An 18,802-nucleotide genomic window follows, 5' to 3' on the forward strand; every position below is an offset into this window, starting at 1 on the left:
TCTCGTCACCGATCTCCGCCCTCATTGCGCTTCCTTGGCGGTCAGCGCCGTGCGCAGGTAGGTCAGCGCGTCCGCGTTGCTGGCCAGGACATCGGCGCCGATGCGTTCGTGCCAATGGGATTCCGATCCGGCCGCAAGACGCCATGCACGCAACCGGCGCGTGTAAAGCTGCAAGTCGTATTCCTCGGTGACGCCGATGGCGCCGTGCACGGCGTGCGCGATGTCGGCGACCGGCGGCACGGCCTGGCTGGCGCGGGCCTTGCCCAGCGCGGCGAGCAGGGGGCGCGGCAGGCCGTCCTCGCCCTGGAAGGCCAACTGCGCCGCCATGCGCGCGGCCCACACCTGTTCGGCCATGACGCTGATCTGTTGCTGCACCGCCTGGAAGCGTCCGATGGGCTTGCCGAACTGGGCGCGCTGGTTGGCGTAGTCCAGCGTCATCGTCAGCACCCGGTCCATGGCGCCGGCGATGAGGCCCGCGCAGGCGGCCGCCGCCAGCGTGTCCAGCGGCGCGGCGCCGTCGATGCGCTCGGCATCGGCCCGCGCCCAGGAAACCTGCGCGTCCAGGCTGCCGTGCACCCCGTCGGGCTCCGCGCGCGCCGCCTGCATGGGCAGCAGCCAGGCCTGGCCATCGATGCCGGCCAGCACGTAATCGGCGCAGCGTGCCCAGGGCACGCTGAGGCCGGCGATGCGCTGGCCGTCGATCGCGAGGCCGTGCGGGGCGAGCGCGATGGCGCCCGACGCCTGCGGCCGCCGCGCGCGGGCGAGCCAGGCGCGGGCCAGCAGGGTGTGGGCGATGGGGTAGGGGCACAGGTGCCGGCCGGCCGCCAGCACGATGGGCAGGGCGTCGGCCAGGCCCAGTCCGGCGCCGCCCTGTTCCTCAGGCACCAGCGCATCCGCGAAGCCGGCGTCCTCGCAGGCCTGCCAGGCGGCGGTCTGCGGCCGGCCCTGCTCGGCGCCGCGGATCACGTCCGGCGTGCAGGTCTGGGCGAAGAGGCGTTCGGCGGCGTCGCCAAAGATGTTGTCCATGACGGTCGTCCTTATCGAAGGCCAAGGCCGCGGGCGATGATGCCGCGCAGGATTTCACGGGTGCCCCCGCGCAGCGAGAACGTCGGCGCCACCTGGTCCAGGTATGCCAGCGTGCGCAAGAGCGGCAAGGGTACGGGCCGCTGCGGATGCCGCCCCAGCGTATCGCCGATGAGGCGGGGGATGGCCTGTTCCAGTTCGGTGCCCAGGTCCTTCACCAGCGAGGCTTCCGTGGCGGGGCTGAGGCCGGCCGCCAGCTTGCCCGCCACCGCCAGCGACATGGCGCGCAGCACCGCCATCTGCGACAGGATGCTGCCCAGCGCGGCGCGGTCGGCGGCGTCGGCCTCGGCCTCGCGGCAGTGCGCCAGCCAGCATTCCAGCAGCGCGATGCTGGAGTACAGGCGCTCGGGTCCGCTGCGTTCAAAGGCCAGCTCCGCATTGACCTGCGCCCAGCCCGCGCCTTCCTCGCCGATGAGCGCATCGGGGGCCAGCGCGACATCGTCGAAAAAGACTTCGGAAAAATGCGCGTCGCCCGCCAGGTCCTCGATCGGGCGCACCGACACGCCGGGCAGCGACAGGTCCACGATGACCTGCGACAGGCCCTGGTGCCGGTCGTCGGCGGTGCCCGACGTGCGCACGAGCGCGATCATGTAGTGGGAGCGGTGCGCGTTGGTGGTCCAGATCTTGCTGCCGTTCAGGCGCCAGCCGCCGGACACGGACGTGGCCCGCGTGCGGATGCTGGCCAGGTCCGAGCCGGAGCCCGGTTCGCTCATGCCGATGCAGAAGAACGCCTGCGCGGCGCAGATGCGCGGCAGGTAGAAATCCTTTTGCGCGGGCGTGCCGTATTTCAGGATGAGCGGCGCGCTCTGGCGGTCGGCGATCCAGTGGGCGGACACGGGGGCGCCCGCGCCCAGCAGTTCCTCGGACAGCACGAAGCGCGCGAAGTGGCCGCGCGCCGCGCCGCCGTATTCGCGCGGCAGCGTCAGGCCCAGCCAGCCGCGCTCGGCAAGCTGGCGGCTGAAGCCCGCGTCGAAGCCCATCCAGGAGCGGGCGCGTTCGTCGGGTTCCAGGCCGTCCAGCGTATCGGCCAGGAAGGCGCGCACCTCGGCGCGCAAGGCTTCGTCCTCGGGGGGAATGGCGGTGAGTTCCAGCGTATCGATCATCGGGCGCTCCGGGTCGGACAAAGGCGCCGCGACAGGCGCCGGGGCTCACTATCCGGGAGCGCGCTGAAAGCTGTCCAATATTATTTTTTGGATTTGCGATATGCGTTTCGTATCGACGCCCGCGCCCAGGGGCGCGGCGGGGCGCCGATACGGCAGGGATATCACCCGCGCAAAAATTAATATTAGACGTCACCTGCCTGCGTGCCTACGCTTCATGCCACGCCCTGCCGCGCCCCGCGCGGACCGGGCGGCACACAACAAAGGAGACAGCATGAACAAGGTGATACGCCTGGCGGCGCTGGCAGGCGCCGTGTGGCTGGCGCAGCCCGCAACAGTGGCGCAGGCCGCCTACCCCGACAAGCCGATCCGGCTGATCGTGTCGTTCCCGCCGGGCAGCGGGACGGACAGCAACGCGCGCTACGTGGCCAGGAAGATGGAGGAAAAGCTGGGCGTGGCGGTCACGGTGGAGAACCGGCCCGGCGGCAACAGCTTCATCGCCGCGCAGGCCGTGGCCACGGCGCCGGCCGACGGCTACACGCTGCTGCTGGCCAGCAATTCGCCGGTGGCCACGAACGCCGCCATGTACAAGAACCTGCCCTACGACCCGGTCAAGGATTTCGCGCCCGTGGCGCGGCTGGGCTATGGCGCGATGGCGCTGGCGGTGAAGTCCGACGCGCCCTACCAGTCGGTGAAGGACCTGGTCGAGGCCGCCCGCCAGCGGCCGGGGGTGTTGAACTATGGCAGCGGCAGCGCCTCGTACCAGATCGCCACGGAGCTGTTCCTGTCGATGGGCGGCGTCAAGGCCAACCACGTGCCGTATCGGGGTGCTGCGCCCGCGCTGACCGACCTGGCGGGCGGGCAGGTGGATTTCGTGTTCGCGGACTATGGCGCCGTGATCCCCTTCGTGCAGAGCGGGCGCATGCGGCTGCTGGCCGTCACCGGGGACAGCCGGCTGAAAAGTTCGCCCGACACGCCGACCTTGCAGGAATCGGGCTTTCCGGGCTACTACATGGTGAACTGGACGGCCGCCTTCGCGCCGGCCCAAACGCCCGCGCCCATCATCGATACGCTGGCCGACACCTTGCTGGATATCTATCGCACCCCCGACGCCGCCGAGTTCCTGGCGCGCACCAACTGGGAGGTGTTTCCGGTGGGCCCGAAGGAGCTGGGCGAGTTCCAGCGCCAGGAGATCCGCAAATGGGACGAGGCCGCCCAGCGCGCCGGCATCCCGAAACAGTGATTGTTGCGATTGAAGAAGGAGCAGGCATGGCAGAGTTGGTACAGGTTGAACAGAGCGCCGACGGGGTGGTCACCCTGACCTTGAATGATCCGGCGACCCGCAACGCGCTCACGGGCAGCGCCATGGTCGATGAACTGCTGGCCGAATTCGCGCGCATCGAACGTGATGACTCGGTGCGCGTGCTGATCATCACCGCCGCGGGCAGCGTGTTTTCGTCGGGCGGGAACGTCAAGGACATGCAGCGGCAAATCGGCCCCGAGGTGGGCAGCGCGGCGCTGCGCCAGGAATACCGTCACGGCATCCAGCGCCTGCCGCTGGCGCTGTACGCGCTGGAGGTGCCGACCATCGCCGCGGTGAATGGCCCGGCCATCGGCGCGGGCTGCGACCTGGCGTGCATGTGCGATGTGCGCATCGCGGCGCAGGAGGCCACGTTTGCGGAAAGCTTCGTCAAGCTGGGCATCGTGCCGGGCGACGGCGGCGCCTGGTTCTTGCCGCGGCTGATCGGGCAGGCGCGCGCGGCGGAGATGTCCTTTACCGGCGACGCGATCGATGCGGCCACGGCGCTGCAATGGGGGCTTGTATCGCGCGTGGTGCCGTCAGGCGAGCTGCTGCCCGCCGCGCATGCGCTGGCGGCGCGCATGGCGGCCAATTCGCCGGACGCGGTGCGGCTGACCAAGCGGCTGCTGCGCGAAAGCCAGCATGTGCGGCTGGACACCTTGCTGGAACTGTCGGCGGCCTATCAGGCGCTGGCCCACAAGACGCAGGCGCACGCCGACGCCGTGGACCAGTTCATCGCGCGCCGCGCCGCGCGCAAGCCGCAAGGATGAGGCCGGCGCGCAAGGGGCGGGCAGTATGATGGAATGCACGTCATCGAATGCATTGCACCATACGAAACGCACCACAAGGAGGAAACACCATGAATGAAGTCATCGTTGCTTCGGCCGTCCGCACCGCCATCGGCGATTTCGGGGGCGCGCTCAAAGACGTGCCGCCCTGCGATCTGGGCGCCACCGTCATCAAGGCCGCGCTCGAGCGCGCGGGCGTCTCGGGCGATGAGGTGGGCCACGTCGCCGTCGGCCACGTCATCAACACCGAGCCGCGCGACATGTACCTGTCGCGCGTGGCCGCCATGAATGCCGGCATCTCCAAGGAAACCCCCGCCTTCAACGTCAACCGCCTGTGCGGCTCGGGGCTGCAGGCCATCGTGTCCGCGGCGCAGACGATCATGCTGGGCGACGCCGAGATCGCGGTGGGCGCGGGCGCCGAAAGCATGAGCCGCGCGCCGTACATCGCGCCGGCCCAGCGCTGGGGCGCGCGGATGGGCGACAGCGTCATGCTGGACATGATGACTGGCGCGCTGTCCGATCCGTTCGGCAAGATGCACATGGGCGTCACGGCCGAGAACGTGGCGGCGCGTTTCGGCATCAATCGCCAGGACCAGGACGCCATGGCCGCCGAATCGCATCGCCGTGCCGCCGCGGCGATCGACGCGGGCCACTTCCGCGACCAGATCGTGCCGGTCAAGATCAAGTCGCGCAAGGGCGAGATCGTGTTCGACACCGACGAGCACGTGCGCCGCGACGTCACGGTCGACACCCTGGCCACCCTCAAGCCCGTGTTCCAGAAGGAAAACGGCTCGGTCACGGCAGGCAACGCCTCCGGGCTGAACGACGGCGCGGGCGCGCTGGTCCTGATGAACGCGTCGGTGGCGGCCAAGCGCGGCGTCAAGCCGCTGGCGCGCCTGGTGGCTTACGCGCATGCGGGCGTGGATCCCGACATCATGGGCATCGGCCCCGTGCCGGCCACGCAGGCCGCGCTCAAGCGGGCCGGCCTGACCGTCGACCAGCTTGACGTCATCGAAGCCAACGAGGCATTCGCCGCGCAGGCGTGCGCCGTGTCGCGTGAACTGAAGCTGGATCCGGCCAAGGTGAACCCCAACGGCAGCGGCATCGGCCTGGGCCATCCGATCGGCGCCACCGGCGCCATCATTGCCACCAAGGCCCTGCACGAGCTGCAGCGCGTGGGCGGGCGCTATGCGCTGGTGACCATGTGCATCGGCGGCGGCCAGGGCATCGCCGCGATCTTCGAGCGGATCTGATCCGCCCGGCGCGCATCGGCCCGCGAGGTCCCGGCAACGCCGGGGGCTCGCGGGTTTTTCATTGGGCGTCCTGGCCCAGGTAGTCCTTGGCCCAGGCCTGGCATTCGGCGTGCAGCAAGGCGCCCATCTGCGCCCGCCGCGGGGCGTCGAGCCGGCTGCTGATCGCGCCGAAACTGAACGCGACCCAGGTCAGCTCCGACACCGGAAACGCCACGCCCACGCCAGACACACCCGGCGTGATGGTGTCCACGATCTCCGAGTAGCCTGCGCTGCGGGTCTGCCGCACCGCCTTCATCAGCGCCGGGCTGGAGACGCGGATGTGTGCGTAGCTGGCCGCATGCCGTGCGTAGAGCGCGGCGATCTCTTCATCCGGCAGGGCCGCCATCAGCGCCAGCCCGCCCGCGCCCACGCCGAGCAGCCGGCGCTCGCCCTGGTCGATGGTAAAGACCTTGACCGGGAACGATCCGGCCTCGCGCAGCAGGCACAGCGCGTAATCGCCCTGGCGGATCACGAGGAACACGGTATCGCCGGAAAGACGCGCGAGTTTTTGCGCGAACGGACGCAGGGCGTCCAGCAGCGGCGTGCGCCGCAAGGCGGCAAATCCCAATTGCATCGAATCCACGCCCAGCCGATAACGGCGGGTGGCGCGGTCGCGTTCCGCGAACTGCTCTTCCAGAAGGCAGCTCAGCAGGCGGTGGGCGGTGGAGCGTTCCAGGCCGGTGGCCGCCATGACGCCCTGCAGATCGATGCCGTCTTCCTGGTGCTGCGCCAGCACACGCAACAGGCCAAGCGCGCGCCGCATGCTCTGGGTTCCGGCGGTCGGTGATGGGTTGTTCATATTGTGGGAAAAAGTCCATGAATATTTTGTAGTTTAGGATTTGAGGTGCGTTAATTCAATGCATGGGATCGCGCCGCATTCGATGGCGCGGCATGACAAGGACGAGGAGACCATGCAATACGCCACCCTGGCCGTCGAACGGCACGACGCGGTATGCCGCATCAGCCTGGCCCGCGAATCCGCGCGCAACGCGCAGAGCCAGCAGATGCTGGACGAATTGGACGACGCGCTGTCGCGGGCGGAGCAGGACGACGCCGTGCGGGTCGTCGTCCTGGCCGGCCGCGGCGCGCATTTTTCGGCCGGTCACGATTTAAAGGAAGCGCAGGCCAAACGGGCCGACTTCACGGTCGAAGAACGCTGGGAGTACGAATCCCGCCGCTATTACGGCTACTGCCTGCGCATATGGGATTTCCCCAAACCCACCGTGGCGCAGGTGCAGGGCGCCTGCGTGGCGGGCGGCTTCATGATCGCCAACATGTGCGACCTGGTGGTGTGTTCGGACACCGCGTACTTCTCCGATCCGGTGGGCCACACGCTGGCTGCCGCCGCCACGGAAGTGCTGATCCATCCGTGGGTGATGGGGCTGCGCAAGGCCAAGGAAATGCTCTACACCGGCGAAAAGGTCGATGCGCAGGAGGCCTTGCGCATCGGCATGGTGAACCGGGTCGTGCCCGAGTCGGAGCTTGACGCCGCGACGCTGGCGCTGGCGCAGCGCATCGCGCAGGCGCCGCCTTTCGGGCTGCGTCTGATCAAGCGGTCGCTCAATCGCACCGCCGACGCGCAGGGCTTTCGCACGGCGCTGTCGGCGCACTTCGACACGCATCAGTTGTCTCACCTGAGCGAAGAATTCCAGGCGGTTCGCCAGCGCGGCCTGGCGCAGGCGATTCAACGGAACAAGGATCTGCCCGCACGGGATGCGGGCGCGCCGCTCGCCGAGGAGGCGCCAGGCGACGCGAGCCCGGCCGGTGGCAACAAGGGCGAGCCCGCATGATCGCCCGCCTCGATCCTTTGCTGAACCCCCGCTCGATCGCCATGATCGGCGCCAGTTCCAACCCGGGCCGCATCGGCGGCATGCCATTGGACCTGCTGACCCGATTCGGCTTCAAGGGCGGCATCTATCCGGTCAATCCGAAGTACCAGGAAGTCTTCGGCCTGCGTTGCTGGCCCGACATCGAAGCCGTGCCCGACGCGGTGGATCTGGCGGTGCTGGCGATTGGCGCGGCCGACGTGACGCCCATGCTGCGGCGCTGCCACGCCAAGGGCATCCGCGCGGCCATCGTCTACGCCGCCGGCTTTGCCGAGGCCGGTGGCGAGGGCGCGCGCCTGCAGGACGAGCTGGAGGCCTTCGTGGCGGAAAGCGGCATGGCGGTGGCGGGGCCCAACTGCATGGGCTTTGCAAACCTGAACACGCAGGCCCACACCGCATTCGCCTCCGTCTTCAAGACCGCGCCTGCTCAGGCGGGGCCGGGGTCGGTCAGCCTGCTCACCCAGAGCGGCAACGTGTGCGCGGCGGTATATGCCATCGCCCGCCGGTTGGGGCTGCCGTTCTCCCACTTCATCAACACGGGCAACGAAGCCTGCATCGACTTTTCGCAATACCTGGAATACCTGGCGGCCGATCCGCAGACGCAGATCGTGCTGGGCTATATCGAACAACTGCGCGACGGCGACCGCTTCGTGCGCGCCTGCCGCGAGCTGGAGCGCCAGGGCAAGCTGCTGATCGCATTGAAGGCCGGGGCCACGGACAAGGGGGCGCAGGCCGTGCAGTCCCACACGTCGGCGCTGGCCGGCGACCGCCGGGTGTACGCGGCGGCTTTCCGCCAACTGAATGTCATCGAGGCCCACGATTTTGCGCAGATGGCGCACCTGGCCAGCCTGGCGACCCTGCGGCACCGCACGGCCGGCAAGCGCGTGGCGGTGCTGACGATGTCCGGCGCCCTGGGGGCGATCCTGGCGGACAAGTTCATCGGCGCCGGGCTGGCGCTGCCGGACCTGCCGCCCGATCTGCAGGACATTCTGCGCGGCGGCATTCCCGATTACGGCATGGTCGGCAATCCGGTGGACGTGACCGGCAATGTGGTCAACGATCCGGCCTTTGTGCGCACCGTGCTGCAGGCGCTGGCCACGTCCGCCGCCATTGACGCCGTCGTGGTGTACGCGCCCGGCTACATGCTGGACCGCATGGCCGATGCCTTGGCCGAGGCCTCGCGCCAGCATCGGCGACTTTTCGTCGCGATCGATACCGGCCTGGCGCAAAGCCGCGCCGCGCTGCGCGAGGCCGAGGTGGCGGTGTTCGAGGATCTGGGCCAGGCGGTCGAGGCGTTGGCGCCTTATCTGTTGTGGTGCGCCGCGCGCGGGGAAAAACGGCAGGCGGCCCTGCCCGCCATTAAGGCCGCGTCCGCGCCCGGCCTGCCGTGCAACGAAGCGCAGGCGCGTGCCTATGTGGCCGCCTGCGGCCTGCCCGAGGCCGCGGCCGACGTGGCGCGCAGCGCGGACGAGGCCGTGCGCGCCGCGCGCCACGCCGGATATCCGGTGGCGCTGAAGGTCCTGAGCCCCGACATCGCCCACAAGACCGAAGCGGGCGGCGTGGCGCTGAATCTGGCGGACGAGCAGGCGGTGCGCGGCGCGTATGCCCAGGTGACCGAGGCCGCGTCGCGCGCGCAGCCCGATGCGCGCATCGACGGCGTGCTGGTGCAGAGGATGGAACGCGGCGTCGCGGAGATCATCGTCGGCGCCACGCGCGACCCCGTCTTCGGCCCCGTGTTGACGGTGGGCCTGGGCGGCGTGCTGACCGAGATCTACCAGGACACCAGCCACCGCCTCTTGCCGGTGGACGAGGACATCGCCTTGGAGATGTTGCGGGAGCTCAAGGCGTTCGCGCTGCTGGATGGGTTCCGGGGCAAGCCCCGGGGCGATCTGGCGGCGGCCTGCAGAAGCATCGTGGCCGTCGGCAACGCCTTGCTCGCCGCGCCGGCGCAGGTGTCGCAGATAGAAGTGAATCCATTGCTGATCAAAGAGGCGGGGCAGGGCGTCGCGGTGCTGGACGCGCTGATCCTGCCCGCAACCCCGTAGCGCGACCGCGCAAATCCCAGGAGGAGACAAGCATGATCAAGACAATACTGGCCGGCGTCGCACTGGCCTGCTTTGGCGCCACGGGCGCTGCCCAGGCCCAGGACAATTATCCGAGCCGCCCCGTGCGTATCGTGGTGCCGTTTTCGCCGGGCGGCGCGACCGACATCATGAGCCGTCTGCTGGCGGAAAAGCTGAGCGGCAAGCTCGGGCAGCCGGTGATCGTGGAGAACAAGCCAGGGGGCGGCACCATGATCGCGTCGGACTACGTGTCGCGCGCCGAGCCGGATGGCTACACCTTGCTGATGGCCGCGTCGTCGCTGGGCATCGCGCCCAGCATCTACCCCAAAGTGAATTACGACCCGATCAAGGATTTCGCGCCCGTCACGCAGGTGGCGTCCGTGGTGCACGTGCTGGGCGTGCATCCGTCGGTGCCGGCCAAGAACGTGGGCGAGCTGATCGCCTATCTGAAGGCCAATCCGGGCAAGGTGAGCTATGGCTCGGTGGGCACGGGCAGCTCCACGCATCTGGAAGCCGAACTCTTTAACAGCATGGCCGGCGTGCAGATGGCGCACATCCCCTATAAGGGCAGCGCGCCGGCGCTGAACGACCTGGTGGCGGGGCGCCTGCAGGTGATGTTCGACGCGTGGGCGTCGTCCGGGCCCTTCGTCAAGGACGGCAAGCTGCGCGCCCTGGCGGTCACGACGGCCCAGCCTTCGGCGTCGGTGCCCGAACTGCCCACGGTGGCCTCCTCCGGCTTGCCGGGCTATTCGGCCATGCCGTGGCTGGGCCTGGTGGCGCCGGCGCGTACGCCGCAGCCCGTGATCGACAAGCTCTACCAGAACCTTGCGCAGATCCTGCAGCAGCCGGAGGTGAAGGCGCAGTTCGTGGGCCTGGGGCTGGACATCATTGGCAGCGATCCGAAAGCCTTCGGCGCCTTCCTCCGGCAGGACGTGGCGACGTGGGCCAAGGTGGCGCGCGATTCAAATATCCGCCTGGAGTGAGCGCATGACGATGCAGCAAACGTTCGCGCCGGCGGATGCAGGGCGGGCCAGTACGCAGCAGGATGGCGGGGCGCAGGAAGATCAGGCCTTCCGCCTGGACCTGCGCCGCTGGCTCGAAACGGCCTACGCCGATTTCGCACGCGCCTGGCCGGGCGGCGCCGATCCGCGCAACCTGGACTACCGGCGCGCCTGGGAAGACACGCTGTGCGCCCATGGCTGGTCCGGGTTGGGCTGGCCCGAGGCCTACGGCGGCAAGGCGCTGCCGCTGTCGCGCCAGGCCGTCTTTCACGAAGAGCACGCGCGTTGCGGCGCGCCGCTGGGCGTGAACCTGATCGGCCACGGCATCCTGGCGCCCACCTTGCTGCATTTCGGCAGCGAGGCGCAGAAGCGGCGCTTTCTGCCGGGCATTCTTTCGAACCGCGAGGTGTGGTGCCAGGGGTATTCCGAGCCGGGCGCGGGCTCGGACCTGGCCGCCGTGCGCACACGGGCCGAGCCGGCGCCGGGCGGCTTTCGCCTGAACGGCCACAAGATCTGGACGTCCTTCGCGGACCGGGCCCAGTGGTGCTTCGTGCTGGCGCGTACCGACCCCGATGCGGCCCGGCACAAGGGCCTGAGTTTCCTGTTGGTGGACATGCGCAGCCCCGGCGTGCGGGTCGAGCCCATCCGGCAGATCACGGGCGAGGCCGAATTCTGCGAGGTGTTCTTCGAGGACGTGTTCGTGCCCTCGGACGCGCTGCTGGGGGAACTGAACCAGGGTTGGCGGATCGCGATGGCGGCCGCCAGCTTCGAGCGCGGCACGTACTTCATCCCGCGCCTGGTGCGCTTCGCGCAGGAATTGCGCCAGGTGCGCGAGCTTGCGCTGCGCCCGGACGCGCGCGGCCGCGTGCCGGCGGCGTCGGCCTCGGTGCGCCACCGCTGGGCGCGCCTGGCGGCGGACAGCCATGTGCTGGCGCTCAAGTCGCAGCGCGCGCTGGCGGGCGCGATGCGGGGCGATCCGCCTGGTCCCGAAGGATCGTCGACCAAGATCCACTGGAGCGAGGCGCACCAGCGCCTGCTTGAACTGTCCCTGCAATTGCTGGGCGAGGACGCCTGCCTGGGGCCGGATGCGGCCGAGGCGGGCGCGGCGGGCGCGGCGCAACTCACGCACGCCTATCTCTGGTCGCGCGCCGAAACCATCCTGGCCGGCACCTCCGAAATCCAGCGCAACATCATTGCCGAGCAGATGCTCGGCCTGCCCAAGGCCTGACGTCCCATGAATCTGCACCTCAGCGAAGACCAGCGCATGTTGCGCGATGCCGCCCAGCGCTTTCTTTCGCAGCGCCACCCGGCCGCCGTGGCGCGCGCCGCAGCGCGTCACGACGCGCCGGCGCGCCAGGCGCTGTGGCGCGAACTGGCCGATCAGGGCTGGCCCGCCTTGCTGGCGCCGCAAGCGCACGGCGGACTTGGCCTGGGCATGCAAGAGGCCTGGATCGTCGCCGAGGAGGCGGGCCGGCATCTGCTGAGCCTGCCGCTGGCGGCCAACATGGCGCGGCTGCCGACCCTGTGCGAAGCGGGCGGCGGGGTGGCGCGGTGGGCCGATCCCATGATGGCGGGCGAAACCTGGTACGCCGATGCCGACCTGCGCCCGGACGGCTCGGCCTTCATCGAGGGCGCGGGCGGCGACGTGCGTGCGCTGGCCGTGCGCGCGCAGGCCTCCACCGTCCTGCGGGTAGAACTGCTGGCGCCGGTTGCCGGTGCGGCAGGCCTGGATCCGACCATGCCCGTCGCGATGGCGGCCCATCCCGAGATCGTGGAAAGCGTGGAAGTGACGGTCGATCCAGGGACGTGGGATCTGATGCGCACGCGGCTGCGCCTGCTGCGCTCGGCCGAGATGCTGGGCGCGGCGTCCGCGGCGCTGGACATGGCCGCGGCGTATGCGCGTGAACGCCAGCAGTTCGGCCGCGCCATCGGCGCCAATCAGGCCATCAAGCACCGTCTGGCCGAAGATTGGATGGGCCTGGACGATGCGCGCCTGGCAGGCTGGGCGGCGGCGGCCTCGATGGATGCGCGCGCGCCGTCCGCGCCGCGCGATGTCCTGTTTGCGCCGCTGCTGGCGGTGCAGGCCAGCCAGCGCGCCGCCCAGAACGCGATCCAGGCGCACGGCGCGCTGGGCGTGACCTGGGAGTGCGACGCGCACCTGTACCTCAAGCGCGTCCTGCGCCTGTCGGCCAGCCTGGAAGCCGACGTGTCCGGCCCGGACCTGCTGGAGCGCATCTGGGAAACCGCGGCGTAGCCGCCGGCCCCGGGGCGGCGGGCCTACAATCGCGCCCATGCATAAATCCAACTTTCCCTCCGAACTCGACCAGCCCACGCTTTCCGAAGTCGACGGCGTGCGCTATCTGCACTTCAACACCGAATGGGTGCAGGGCGCGATGCACATCAAGCGCCCGGCCGACCTGGTGCTGGAGTACACCGCCCAGATGATGGCCTGGCTGCTGTTCCTGGAACCGCCCAAGGAAGAGGCCATCGGCATGCTGGGCCTGGGCGCCGGATCGCTCGCGCGCTTTTGCGCCAAGCACACGCGCGGCCCGCTGCTGGCGGTGGAATGGAATCCCCGCGTGACGGCCGCCTGCCACATGTTCTTCCGCCTGCCCGGCGCGAACCGGCTGCAGGTCGAGCACACCGACGCTGGCGCGTGGGTGGCCGATCCGCTCAACGCCGGCCGTTGCCCGGTGCTGATGGTCGACCTGTACGACGCCGCCGCTGAAGGACCGGTGCGCGACAGCGTGAAGTTCTACCGCGACTGCCGCCGCGTGCTGGGCGAGGTCGGCATCCTGGCCGTGAACCTGTTCGGCCGTCATGAAAGCTTTGGCAAGAACATCGACAACCTGTCCAAGGCCTTCGAGGACCGCATCGTGCTGCTGCCCGAGGTCGAAGCCGGCAACCAGATCGTCCTTGCCTTTTCCGGCCCGCGCTTGGCGATCACGCCGGCCGAACTGCTGGCCCGCGCGGAGGTGGTGGAGAGCAAGTACGGGCTGCCGGCCCGCCGGTGGGCGCGCTCACTGACGCGCCACGCGGTCGACGGGGTTCTGCATTTCTAGAGGATTTCAGGGGCGCAGGGTCCTGAGCGGCCGCCGGGCAAGCTTGATCTTGAAGTCCTGGCGACTGTCGCAGATAAGGTGGACGTACACCTTGTCTCCCACGACTTCGTAGATAACCCGATTTTTGACGGCAATTATTTGCAGGAAGTGGGTCGCAGGCAGCTCCGGGAGTGGATGCCCCGCTTGCGGGAACTGTTCGAGATTCAGAATCGCCGTCTTGATCTTGGCATAGGAATCCAACCACACCGCATGGGAAAAGTGCTTTCTGACGTAGTGGCGGATTTCGTGCAGATCATCGGCGGCCGATTGCAGAAAGACCACCGTCCGGCTCATTCCGCATCATCCCGGTCCAACGTTTCAATCTGCGCGAACACGTCCGTCGCCGGCCTGACGCGTCCTTCTTCGATGTCTTTACGGCCGCCCGCCAGCAGTTGAAGCAGCGCCATGGCCTGCTCCTGCTCTTCGAAGCTCTGCACGTCCATGACGACGAGCTTGGCCTCTCCGTTCTGGGTGATGAGCAGCGGCTCCCGGGTCGCGGTCAATGTGGTCACAATTTCAGCCGCGTGACTCTTGAGGTAGGAGATAGGCTTCACTTGGGTGGAGTATTTCATGGACTGGACTCCGGCATGTTAGGCGAGATCGGACTGAGTTTAGTCTTAATTCAGTCCTACTTCCGCCCGATTTTCAGTATCACGGGTTCTGGGTTGGCGTCTTAATCCCGGATTGTCAGCTTCCTGTTAGGGAAGGTACCGAGGCGCCCGGGGTTTACCTTTCTTCCTGCCCAGGTCTATCATGGCCTTATTCATAATTATGAATTACGGCGTCACCCGCGCCGTCAACCCATGAGCATGAGCCATCCCATCGTCCGGCAAGCCTTGTACCTGGAAGTCGCGGACCGCCTGCGCGGCATGATTCATGCGCGCGCGCTCCGAAACGGCGAATGGATCGACGAATTGCGGCTGGCCGGCGAAATGGGCATTTCGCGCACGCCCTTGCGTGAGGCCCTGAAGGTGCTGGCCACCGAAGGCCTGGTCCGGCTGGAACCGCGGCGCGGTTGCTTCGTCAATGAGCTGTCCTTGCAGGATCTGGAAGACATCTTCCCGCTGATGGCCATGCTGGAAGGGCGCTGCGCCTTCGAAGCGGCGCGCAAGGCCAGCGACGCGCAGCTTGCCGAGCTGGAGCCGCTGCATGCCGCGCTGGCGGGTCACGCCAAGGCGGGGCGCATCGACGCTTACTACAAGACCAATTACCTGATCCACGAGGCCGTGCAGGCCCTCGCCGGCAACCAATGGCTGTCCGACATGGTGGGCAACCTGCGCAAGGTCCTGAGCCTGTCGCGCCATCGCAGCCTGTCGCGGCCCGGCCGCATCGACCAATCCTGCGCCGAACACCTCGCCATCTTCCAGGCCCTGAAGGCCCATGACCCCGACGCCGCGCAGGCGCTGGCGCACACGCACCTGATGCGCCAGCTTGAAGCGCTGCGCGCACTAAGCAACGAAGACGCCGCGGATGCGGCGCCGTCCGATCCCATCGTTATCGAGGAGCCCGCCCATGTCCGCACCCGCCAATCTCGCGCCCGCGCGCGGCGCACGCACGCCTGAGCCCGAAGCCGACCTCGTCGACGCCGCCGCCGCGGCCGAAAGCGCCAGCCTCATCACCCGGCTGGGACGGCTGTGGGACCGCGGACGCCTGCCCAGCGAATCCGAAGTGCGGCGCCTGTTCGAGGCCCGCCTGACCGACGTCGCCGCCAACAAGCTGGCGCGCCGCTGGTGCGAGCAATACGCCGCCGCCGACGGCAAGGACCGCCGGCTGATGCTGGCCGCGCTGGCGCAGATCCGCGCCACCTACGCCGGCGAGGGCGGCGAAGGCGTGCGCCTGTTCAAGCGATTCAACGCCCAGCCCCAGGGATTGCGTTTCCTGGTCGACCTGCGCGCGGACATGCTGCGCTGGCGCAAGCAGGTGGCGGGCATCCAGGCGCTGGACAAGGAACTGGAAGGGCTGCTCTCGGCCTGGTTTGACGTGGGCCTGCTGGAACTGCGTCCGCTGACCTGGGATTCGCCGGCGTCGCTGCTGGAAAAGCTGATCCTCTACGAGGCCGTCCACGAGATCAAATCCTGGGACGACCTGCGCCACCGCGTGGCGCCCGACCGCCGCTGCTATGCGTACTTCCACCCGCAGATGCCGGGCGTGCCGCTGATCTTCGTGGAAGTGGCCTTCGCCAGCCAGATGGCCGACAACGTGCAGGTGCTGCTGGACAGCACCCTGCCGCCGCAGGACCTGGACAAGGCGCGCTGGGCGATTTTCTATTCCATCTCCAACACGCAGCCCGGCCTGAAGGGCATCAGCTTCGGCAACTTCCTGCTCAAGCGCGTAGTCGAGCAGTTGCTCGAAGAACTGCCCAAGTTGAAGGCGTTCGCCACCTTGTCGCCCATTCCGGGATTCACCGACTGGCTGGGCAAGCTGGATGCGGCAGCGGTGGAGGCCATCGTGCGCGACGACAAGACGCGCGCCAAGGACAGCAAGCGCGCAGGCGTGCCGGACGGGCAGCGCTGGGTTGCGCGCCTGGCCAAGGCCGCGCAGGGCCAGACGTCCGACGTGGTCAAGCGCGCGGGCTTCCGCCTGGCCGCCACCTATCTGCAATCCATGAAGAACGGGCTGCCGGTGGACCCGGTGGCGCGCTTTCACTTGGGCAACGGCGCGCGCATCGAGCGCCTGAATTGGGCGGCGGACACGTCGCCCAAGGGGCTCAAGCAGTCCTGCGCCATGATGGTCAATTACCTGTATGACCTGGACGAACTGGACACGAATCTTCAGCGCCTGAACGACGGCAAGCCGCAGATCAGCCGCGGCGTGGGGCGCGTGGCCTGACCGCCGGAAACACGGCGGCAGACAATATCAACCACAACAAGGGCAGGGGACATGACGGAGAACGTGGCTGGCCACGGCCAGGTGCGGTTTGAGCGCGAGGGGCCGCTGGCCTGGGTGACGCTATCGCACCCGGGGCGCCTGAACGCGATCACGGTAGGCATGTGGCGCGAACTGCGCGAGGTCTTCACGCGCATCGCGCAGGAGGACGCCTTGCGCTGCGTGATCGTGCGCGGCGAAGGCGGCAACTTCGCCGCCGGCGCCGACATCCGCGAGTTTCCTGCCGTGCGCGCCGACATGGCCGGCGTGCAGCGCTACCACCGCGAGATCCTGGCGCCCGCCCTGCAGGCCGTGGCGCAATGCCCGCAGCCGGTCATTGCGCAGATCGAGGGCGTTTGCGTGGGCGGCGGGCTGGAAATCGCCAGCCAGTGCGACCTGCGCATCGCCGGCGCGTCGGCCCGCTTCGGCGTGCCGATCAACCGGCTGGGCTTTCCCATGGCGCCCGATGAAATGCGCGGCCTGCTGGCGTTGGCCGGCCGGGCCGCGACGCTGGCCATCCTGCTGGAAGGCCGCGTGTTCGGCGCCGAAGAGGCGCGCGGACTGGGCCTGCTGACCCGTATCGTCGACGACGGCCAGGTGGCCGAGGCGGCCCGCCGCAGCGCCGACCGTATCGCCCAGGGCGCGCCGCTGGCCGCCCGCATCAACAAGCGCTTGTCCGCCAGGCTCGCCACCGGCGCCGCCTTGACCGAGGACGAGTATCGCGATTATTTCTCCTATGCCGAAAGCCGGGACCACAGAGAAGGCGTGCGCGCCTTCCTGGCCGGCGAAGACCCTTCCTTTTCCGGAGACTAGACAGGTGAGCAACGCCAACCTATATGCTGTCCTGCAAGGCGGCTTTCCCAAAGACCGCAGCAAAGTCGCGCTGGAAACGCCCGACCTCCAATACACCTGGGACGACATCGACCGCGCGACCGCGTGCCTGGCGAACCTGCTGGAATCGCTGAACCTGCCCGACGGCGCGCGCGTCGCCGTCCAGGTCGAAAAGTCGCCCGAAGCCCTGCTGCTGTACCTGGCCACGCTGCGCGCGGGCCTGGTGTACCTGCCGCTCAACACGGCCTACCGCGAATCCGAAATCGAATACTTCCTGGGCAACGCCGAGCCCTCGGTGGTGGTCTGCGCCAGCAAGAACCTGGACTGGGTCAAGCGGGCCGCCGACAAGGCCGGTTGCGCGCACGTCTACACGCTGGACGAGGACCGCACCGGCAGCCTGCTCGACGCCGCGGGCGGCCTGTCGCAGACGTTCAAGACCGTGCCGCGCAAGCCGGACGACCTGGCCGCGATCCTGTACACCTCGGGCACCACGGGCCGCAGCAAGGGCGCGATGCTCTCGCATGGCAACCTCGCCGCCAATGCGCGCGTCCTGCATGAGTACTGGGGCTGGCGCGAGGACGACGTGCTGCTGCACATGCTGCCGATCTTCCACGTGCACGGCCTGTTCGTCGCATCGCACGGCGCGCTGCTGGCGGGCGCGCGGATGATCTGGCTGCCCAAGCTGGATGCGGACCAGGCGCTGCACTACCTGCCGCAAAGCACCGTGATGATGGGCGTGCCCACGTATTACGTGCGCCTTCTGGCCGACCCGCGCTTTAACCGCGAGGTCTGCGCCAACATGCGCCTCTTCATTTCGGGCTCCGCGCCGCTGCTGGCCGAGACGTTCTCGGACTTCAAGGCGCGCAGCGGCCACGCCATCCTGGAACGCTACGGCATGAGCGAAACCGTCATGCTGACCTCCAATCCCTACGATCCCGCGCAGGGCGAACGCCTGGCGGGCACCGTGGGCCGCGCCTTGCCGGGCGTGCAGGTGCGGGTGGTCGACGATGCCGGCGTCGCGCTGGCGCCGGGCGAGATCGGTAACGTGCAGGTGCGCGGTCCCAATGTGTTCTCGGGCTACTGGCGCATGCCGGAAAAGACGCGCGAGGAGTTCACCGACGACGGCTGGTTCAAGACCGGCGACGTGGGCCGCTGGGGCGGCGAGTCGGCCGGCCGCGACGTGCCCGCCGATTACCTGTCCATCGTGGGCCGCAGCAAGGACCTCATCATTTCCGGCGGCTACAACGTTTATCCCAAGGAAATCGAGACGCTGATCGACGACATGCCCGGCGTGGCGGAGTCGGCGGTCATCGGCGTGCCGCACCCGGATTTCGGCGAGGCCGTGGTGGCGGTGGTGGTGCCCAAGGACGGCGCGTCGCTGGACGCGTCGGCCATGCAGGCCGAATTGAAGTCGCGCATCGCCAACTTCAAGGTGCCCAAGCGCGTGCACATCATCGACCAGTTGCCCCGCAACACGATGGGCAAGGTGCAGAAGAACGTGCTGCGCGAGACCTACAAGGCGCTGTAGCTCCGTTCATGCCGGTCCCGCGGG

At 68.7% G+C, this 18,802-nt stretch carries 18 protein-coding genes; 13 read left to right on the top strand and 5 right to left on the bottom strand.

All coding sequences use genetic code 11. The features are described from left to right. Positions 1 to 21 precede the first annotated feature (21 nt). Entirely contained in the window at positions 22 to 1,026 is a 1,005-nt protein-coding gene (locus BXA00_RS19820; RefSeq protein WP_076520144.1) for an acyl-CoA dehydrogenase family protein, read from the bottom strand. An 11-nt stretch (positions 1,027 to 1,037) separates the two neighbouring features. Then, a complete protein-coding gene (locus BXA00_RS19825) occupies positions 1,038 to 2,186 on the bottom strand; it encodes an acyl-CoA dehydrogenase family protein (protein WP_076520145.1) in 1,149 nt (382 codons plus the stop codon). 271 nt (positions 2,187 to 2,457) lie between these two features. Between BXA00_RS19825 and BXA00_RS19830 the strand changes: the two genes are divergently transcribed. From BXA00_RS19830 to BXA00_RS19840, 3 genes are all read left to right on the top strand, one after another. Further along, positions 2,458 to 3,426 carry a tripartite tricarboxylate transporter substrate binding protein gene (locus BXA00_RS19830; RefSeq protein WP_076520146.1) on the top strand — a complete coding sequence of 323 codons (969 nt, stop codon included), beginning with the start codon at positions 2,458 to 2,460 and terminating at the stop codon, positions 3,424 to 3,426. 26 nt (positions 3,427 to 3,452) lie between these two features. Further along, a complete protein-coding gene (locus tag BXA00_RS19835; RefSeq protein WP_076520147.1) occupies positions 3,453 to 4,253 on the top strand; it encodes a crotonase/enoyl-CoA hydratase family protein in 801 nt (266 codons plus the stop codon). Positions 4,254 to 4,342: 89 nt separating this feature from the next. After that, positions 4,343 to 5,524 carry an acetyl-CoA C-acyltransferase family protein gene (locus BXA00_RS19840; protein WP_076520148.1) on the top strand — a complete coding sequence of 394 codons (1,182 nt, stop codon included), beginning with the start codon at positions 4,343 to 4,345 and terminating at the stop codon, positions 5,522 to 5,524. 58 nt (positions 5,525 to 5,582) lie between these two features. Here BXA00_RS19840 and BXA00_RS19845 read toward each other — a convergent pair whose 3' ends face one another. Further along, a complete protein-coding gene (locus BXA00_RS19845; protein ID WP_172805880.1) occupies positions 5,583 to 6,326 on the bottom strand; it encodes an IclR family transcriptional regulator in 744 nt (247 codons plus the stop codon). Between the two features lie 148 nt (positions 6,327 to 6,474). Between BXA00_RS19845 and BXA00_RS19850 the strand changes: the two genes are divergently transcribed. From BXA00_RS19850 to BXA00_RS19875, 6 genes are read left to right on the top strand one after another with little or no spacing between them, the layout of a single operon-like run. After that, positions 6,475 to 7,353, top strand: a complete 879-nt coding sequence (locus BXA00_RS19850; RefSeq protein WP_231952116.1) for an enoyl-CoA hydratase — start codon at positions 6,475 to 6,477, stop codon at positions 7,351 to 7,353. After that, a complete protein-coding gene (locus BXA00_RS19855; RefSeq protein WP_076520150.1) occupies positions 7,350 to 9,434 on the top strand; it encodes an acetate--CoA ligase family protein in 2,085 nt (694 codons plus the stop codon). Before BXA00_RS19850 ends, BXA00_RS19855 begins: the two co-directional genes overlap by 4 nt. Positions 9,435 to 9,466: 32 nt before the next feature. Then, positions 9,467 to 10,435, top strand: coding sequence for a tripartite tricarboxylate transporter substrate binding protein (locus tag BXA00_RS19860; protein ID WP_076520151.1), 969 nt, complete (start codon positions 9,467 to 9,469; stop codon positions 10,433 to 10,435). A gap of 10 nt (positions 10,436 to 10,445) precedes the next feature. Then, on the top strand, positions 10,446 to 11,681 hold the full coding sequence (locus tag BXA00_RS19865) for an acyl-CoA dehydrogenase family protein (protein ID WP_231952288.1): 1,236 nt from the start codon (positions 10,446 to 10,448) through the stop codon (positions 11,679 to 11,681). A 6-nt stretch (positions 11,682 to 11,687) separates the two neighbouring features. After that, on the top strand, positions 11,688 to 12,707 hold the full coding sequence (locus BXA00_RS19870; protein ID WP_076520153.1) for an acyl-CoA dehydrogenase family protein: 1,020 nt from the start codon (positions 11,688 to 11,690) through the stop codon (positions 12,705 to 12,707). Positions 12,708 to 12,744: 37 nt separating this feature from the next. After that, complete coding sequence (locus BXA00_RS19875; protein WP_076520154.1) at positions 12,745 to 13,515, top strand: spermidine synthase; 771 nt, start codon at positions 12,745 to 12,747, stop codon at positions 13,513 to 13,515. Between the two features lie 6 nt (positions 13,516 to 13,521). Here the strand turns inward: BXA00_RS19875 and BXA00_RS19880 are convergent, their stop codons facing one another. Together BXA00_RS19880 and BXA00_RS19885 are read right to left on the bottom strand one after the other, a co-directional pair. Beyond that, entirely contained in the window at positions 13,522 to 13,848 is a 327-nt protein-coding gene (locus BXA00_RS19880; RefSeq protein ID WP_076520155.1) for a type II toxin-antitoxin system RelE/ParE family toxin, read from the bottom strand. Continuing rightward, positions 13,845 to 14,126 (bottom strand): type II toxin-antitoxin system Phd/YefM family antitoxin, encoded by a 282-nt coding sequence (locus tag BXA00_RS19885; protein WP_076520156.1) that lies wholly within the window; start codon positions 14,124 to 14,126, stop codon positions 13,845 to 13,847. The genes BXA00_RS19880 and BXA00_RS19885 overlap by 4 nt, the downstream gene beginning before the upstream one ends. Positions 14,127 to 14,363: 237 nt before the next feature. Between BXA00_RS19885 and BXA00_RS19890 the strand changes: the two genes are divergently transcribed. Genes BXA00_RS19890 through BXA00_RS19905 form a run of 4 tightly spaced genes read left to right on the top strand, consistent with a single transcriptional unit; the run spans position 14,364 to position 18,778 of the window. Further along, positions 14,364 to 15,116, top strand: a complete 753-nt coding sequence (locus tag BXA00_RS19890) for a GntR family transcriptional regulator (protein WP_076522023.1) — start codon at positions 14,364 to 14,366, stop codon at positions 15,114 to 15,116. Further along, positions 15,067 to 16,383, top strand: coding sequence for a malonyl-CoA decarboxylase domain-containing protein (locus BXA00_RS19895; protein WP_076520157.1), 1,317 nt, complete (start codon positions 15,067 to 15,069; stop codon positions 16,381 to 16,383). The genes BXA00_RS19890 and BXA00_RS19895 overlap by 50 nt, the downstream gene beginning before the upstream one ends. A gap of 51 nt (positions 16,384 to 16,434) precedes the next feature. Then, positions 16,435 to 17,232, top strand: a complete 798-nt coding sequence (locus BXA00_RS19900) for an enoyl-CoA hydratase/isomerase family protein (protein ID WP_076520158.1) — start codon at positions 16,435 to 16,437, stop codon at positions 17,230 to 17,232. Positions 17,233 to 17,236: 4 nt separating this feature from the next. Beyond that, positions 17,237 to 18,778, top strand: coding sequence for a malonyl-CoA synthase (locus tag BXA00_RS19905; RefSeq protein ID WP_076520159.1), 1,542 nt, complete (start codon positions 17,237 to 17,239; stop codon positions 18,776 to 18,778). Positions 18,779 to 18,802 lie beyond the last annotated feature (24 nt).

Source organism: Achromobacter sp. MFA1 R4 (assembly GCF_900156745.1).
Taxonomy (GTDB): Bacteria; Pseudomonadota; Gammaproteobacteria; order Burkholderiales; family Burkholderiaceae_B; genus Achromobacter.

What these genes read in the sequence shown, in the direction of transcription:
- BXA00_RS19820 (WP_076520144.1), bottom strand. Translation starts at nt 1,026, where the DNA reads ATGGACAACATCTTTGGCGACGCCGCCGAACGCCTCTTCGCCCAGACC.
- BXA00_RS19825 (WP_076520145.1), bottom strand. Translation starts at nt 2,186, where the DNA reads ATGATCGATACGCTGGAACTCACCGCCATTCCCCCCGAGGACGAAGCC.
- BXA00_RS19830 (WP_076520146.1), top strand. Translation starts at nt 2,458, where the DNA reads ATGAACAAGGTGATACGCCTGGCGGCGCTGGCAGGCGCCGTGTGGCTG.
- BXA00_RS19835 (WP_076520147.1), top strand. Translation starts at nt 3,453, where the DNA reads ATGGCAGAGTTGGTACAGGTTGAACAGAGCGCCGACGGGGTGGTCACC.
- BXA00_RS19840 (WP_076520148.1), top strand. Translation starts at nt 4,343, where the DNA reads ATGAATGAAGTCATCGTTGCTTCGGCCGTCCGCACCGCCATCGGCGAT.
- BXA00_RS19845 (WP_172805880.1), bottom strand. Translation starts at nt 6,326, where the DNA reads ATGCGGCGCGCGCTTGGCCTGTTGCGTGTGCTGGCGCAGCACCAGGAA.
- BXA00_RS19850 (WP_231952116.1), top strand. Translation starts at nt 6,475, where the DNA reads ATGCAATACGCCACCCTGGCCGTCGAACGGCACGACGCGGTATGCCGC.
- BXA00_RS19855 (WP_076520150.1), top strand. Translation starts at nt 7,350, where the DNA reads ATGATCGCCCGCCTCGATCCTTTGCTGAACCCCCGCTCGATCGCCATG.
- BXA00_RS19860 (WP_076520151.1), top strand. Translation starts at nt 9,467, where the DNA reads ATGATCAAGACAATACTGGCCGGCGTCGCACTGGCCTGCTTTGGCGCC.
- BXA00_RS19865 (WP_231952288.1), top strand. Translation starts at nt 10,446, where the DNA reads ATGCAGCAAACGTTCGCGCCGGCGGATGCAGGGCGGGCCAGTACGCAG.
- BXA00_RS19870 (WP_076520153.1), top strand. Translation starts at nt 11,688, where the DNA reads ATGAATCTGCACCTCAGCGAAGACCAGCGCATGTTGCGCGATGCCGCC.
- BXA00_RS19875 (WP_076520154.1), top strand. Translation starts at nt 12,745, where the DNA reads ATGCATAAATCCAACTTTCCCTCCGAACTCGACCAGCCCACGCTTTCC.
- BXA00_RS19880 (WP_076520155.1), bottom strand. Translation starts at nt 13,848, where the DNA reads ATGAGCCGGACGGTGGTCTTTCTGCAATCGGCCGCCGATGATCTGCAC.
- BXA00_RS19885 (WP_076520156.1), bottom strand. Translation starts at nt 14,126, where the DNA reads ATGAAATACTCCACCCAAGTGAAGCCTATCTCCTACCTCAAGAGTCAC.
- BXA00_RS19890 (WP_076522023.1), top strand. Translation starts at nt 14,364, where the DNA reads ATGAGCCATCCCATCGTCCGGCAAGCCTTGTACCTGGAAGTCGCGGAC.
- BXA00_RS19895 (WP_076520157.1), top strand. Translation starts at nt 15,067, where the DNA reads ATGTCCGCACCCGCCAATCTCGCGCCCGCGCGCGGCGCACGCACGCCT.
- BXA00_RS19900 (WP_076520158.1), top strand. Translation starts at nt 16,435, where the DNA reads ATGACGGAGAACGTGGCTGGCCACGGCCAGGTGCGGTTTGAGCGCGAG.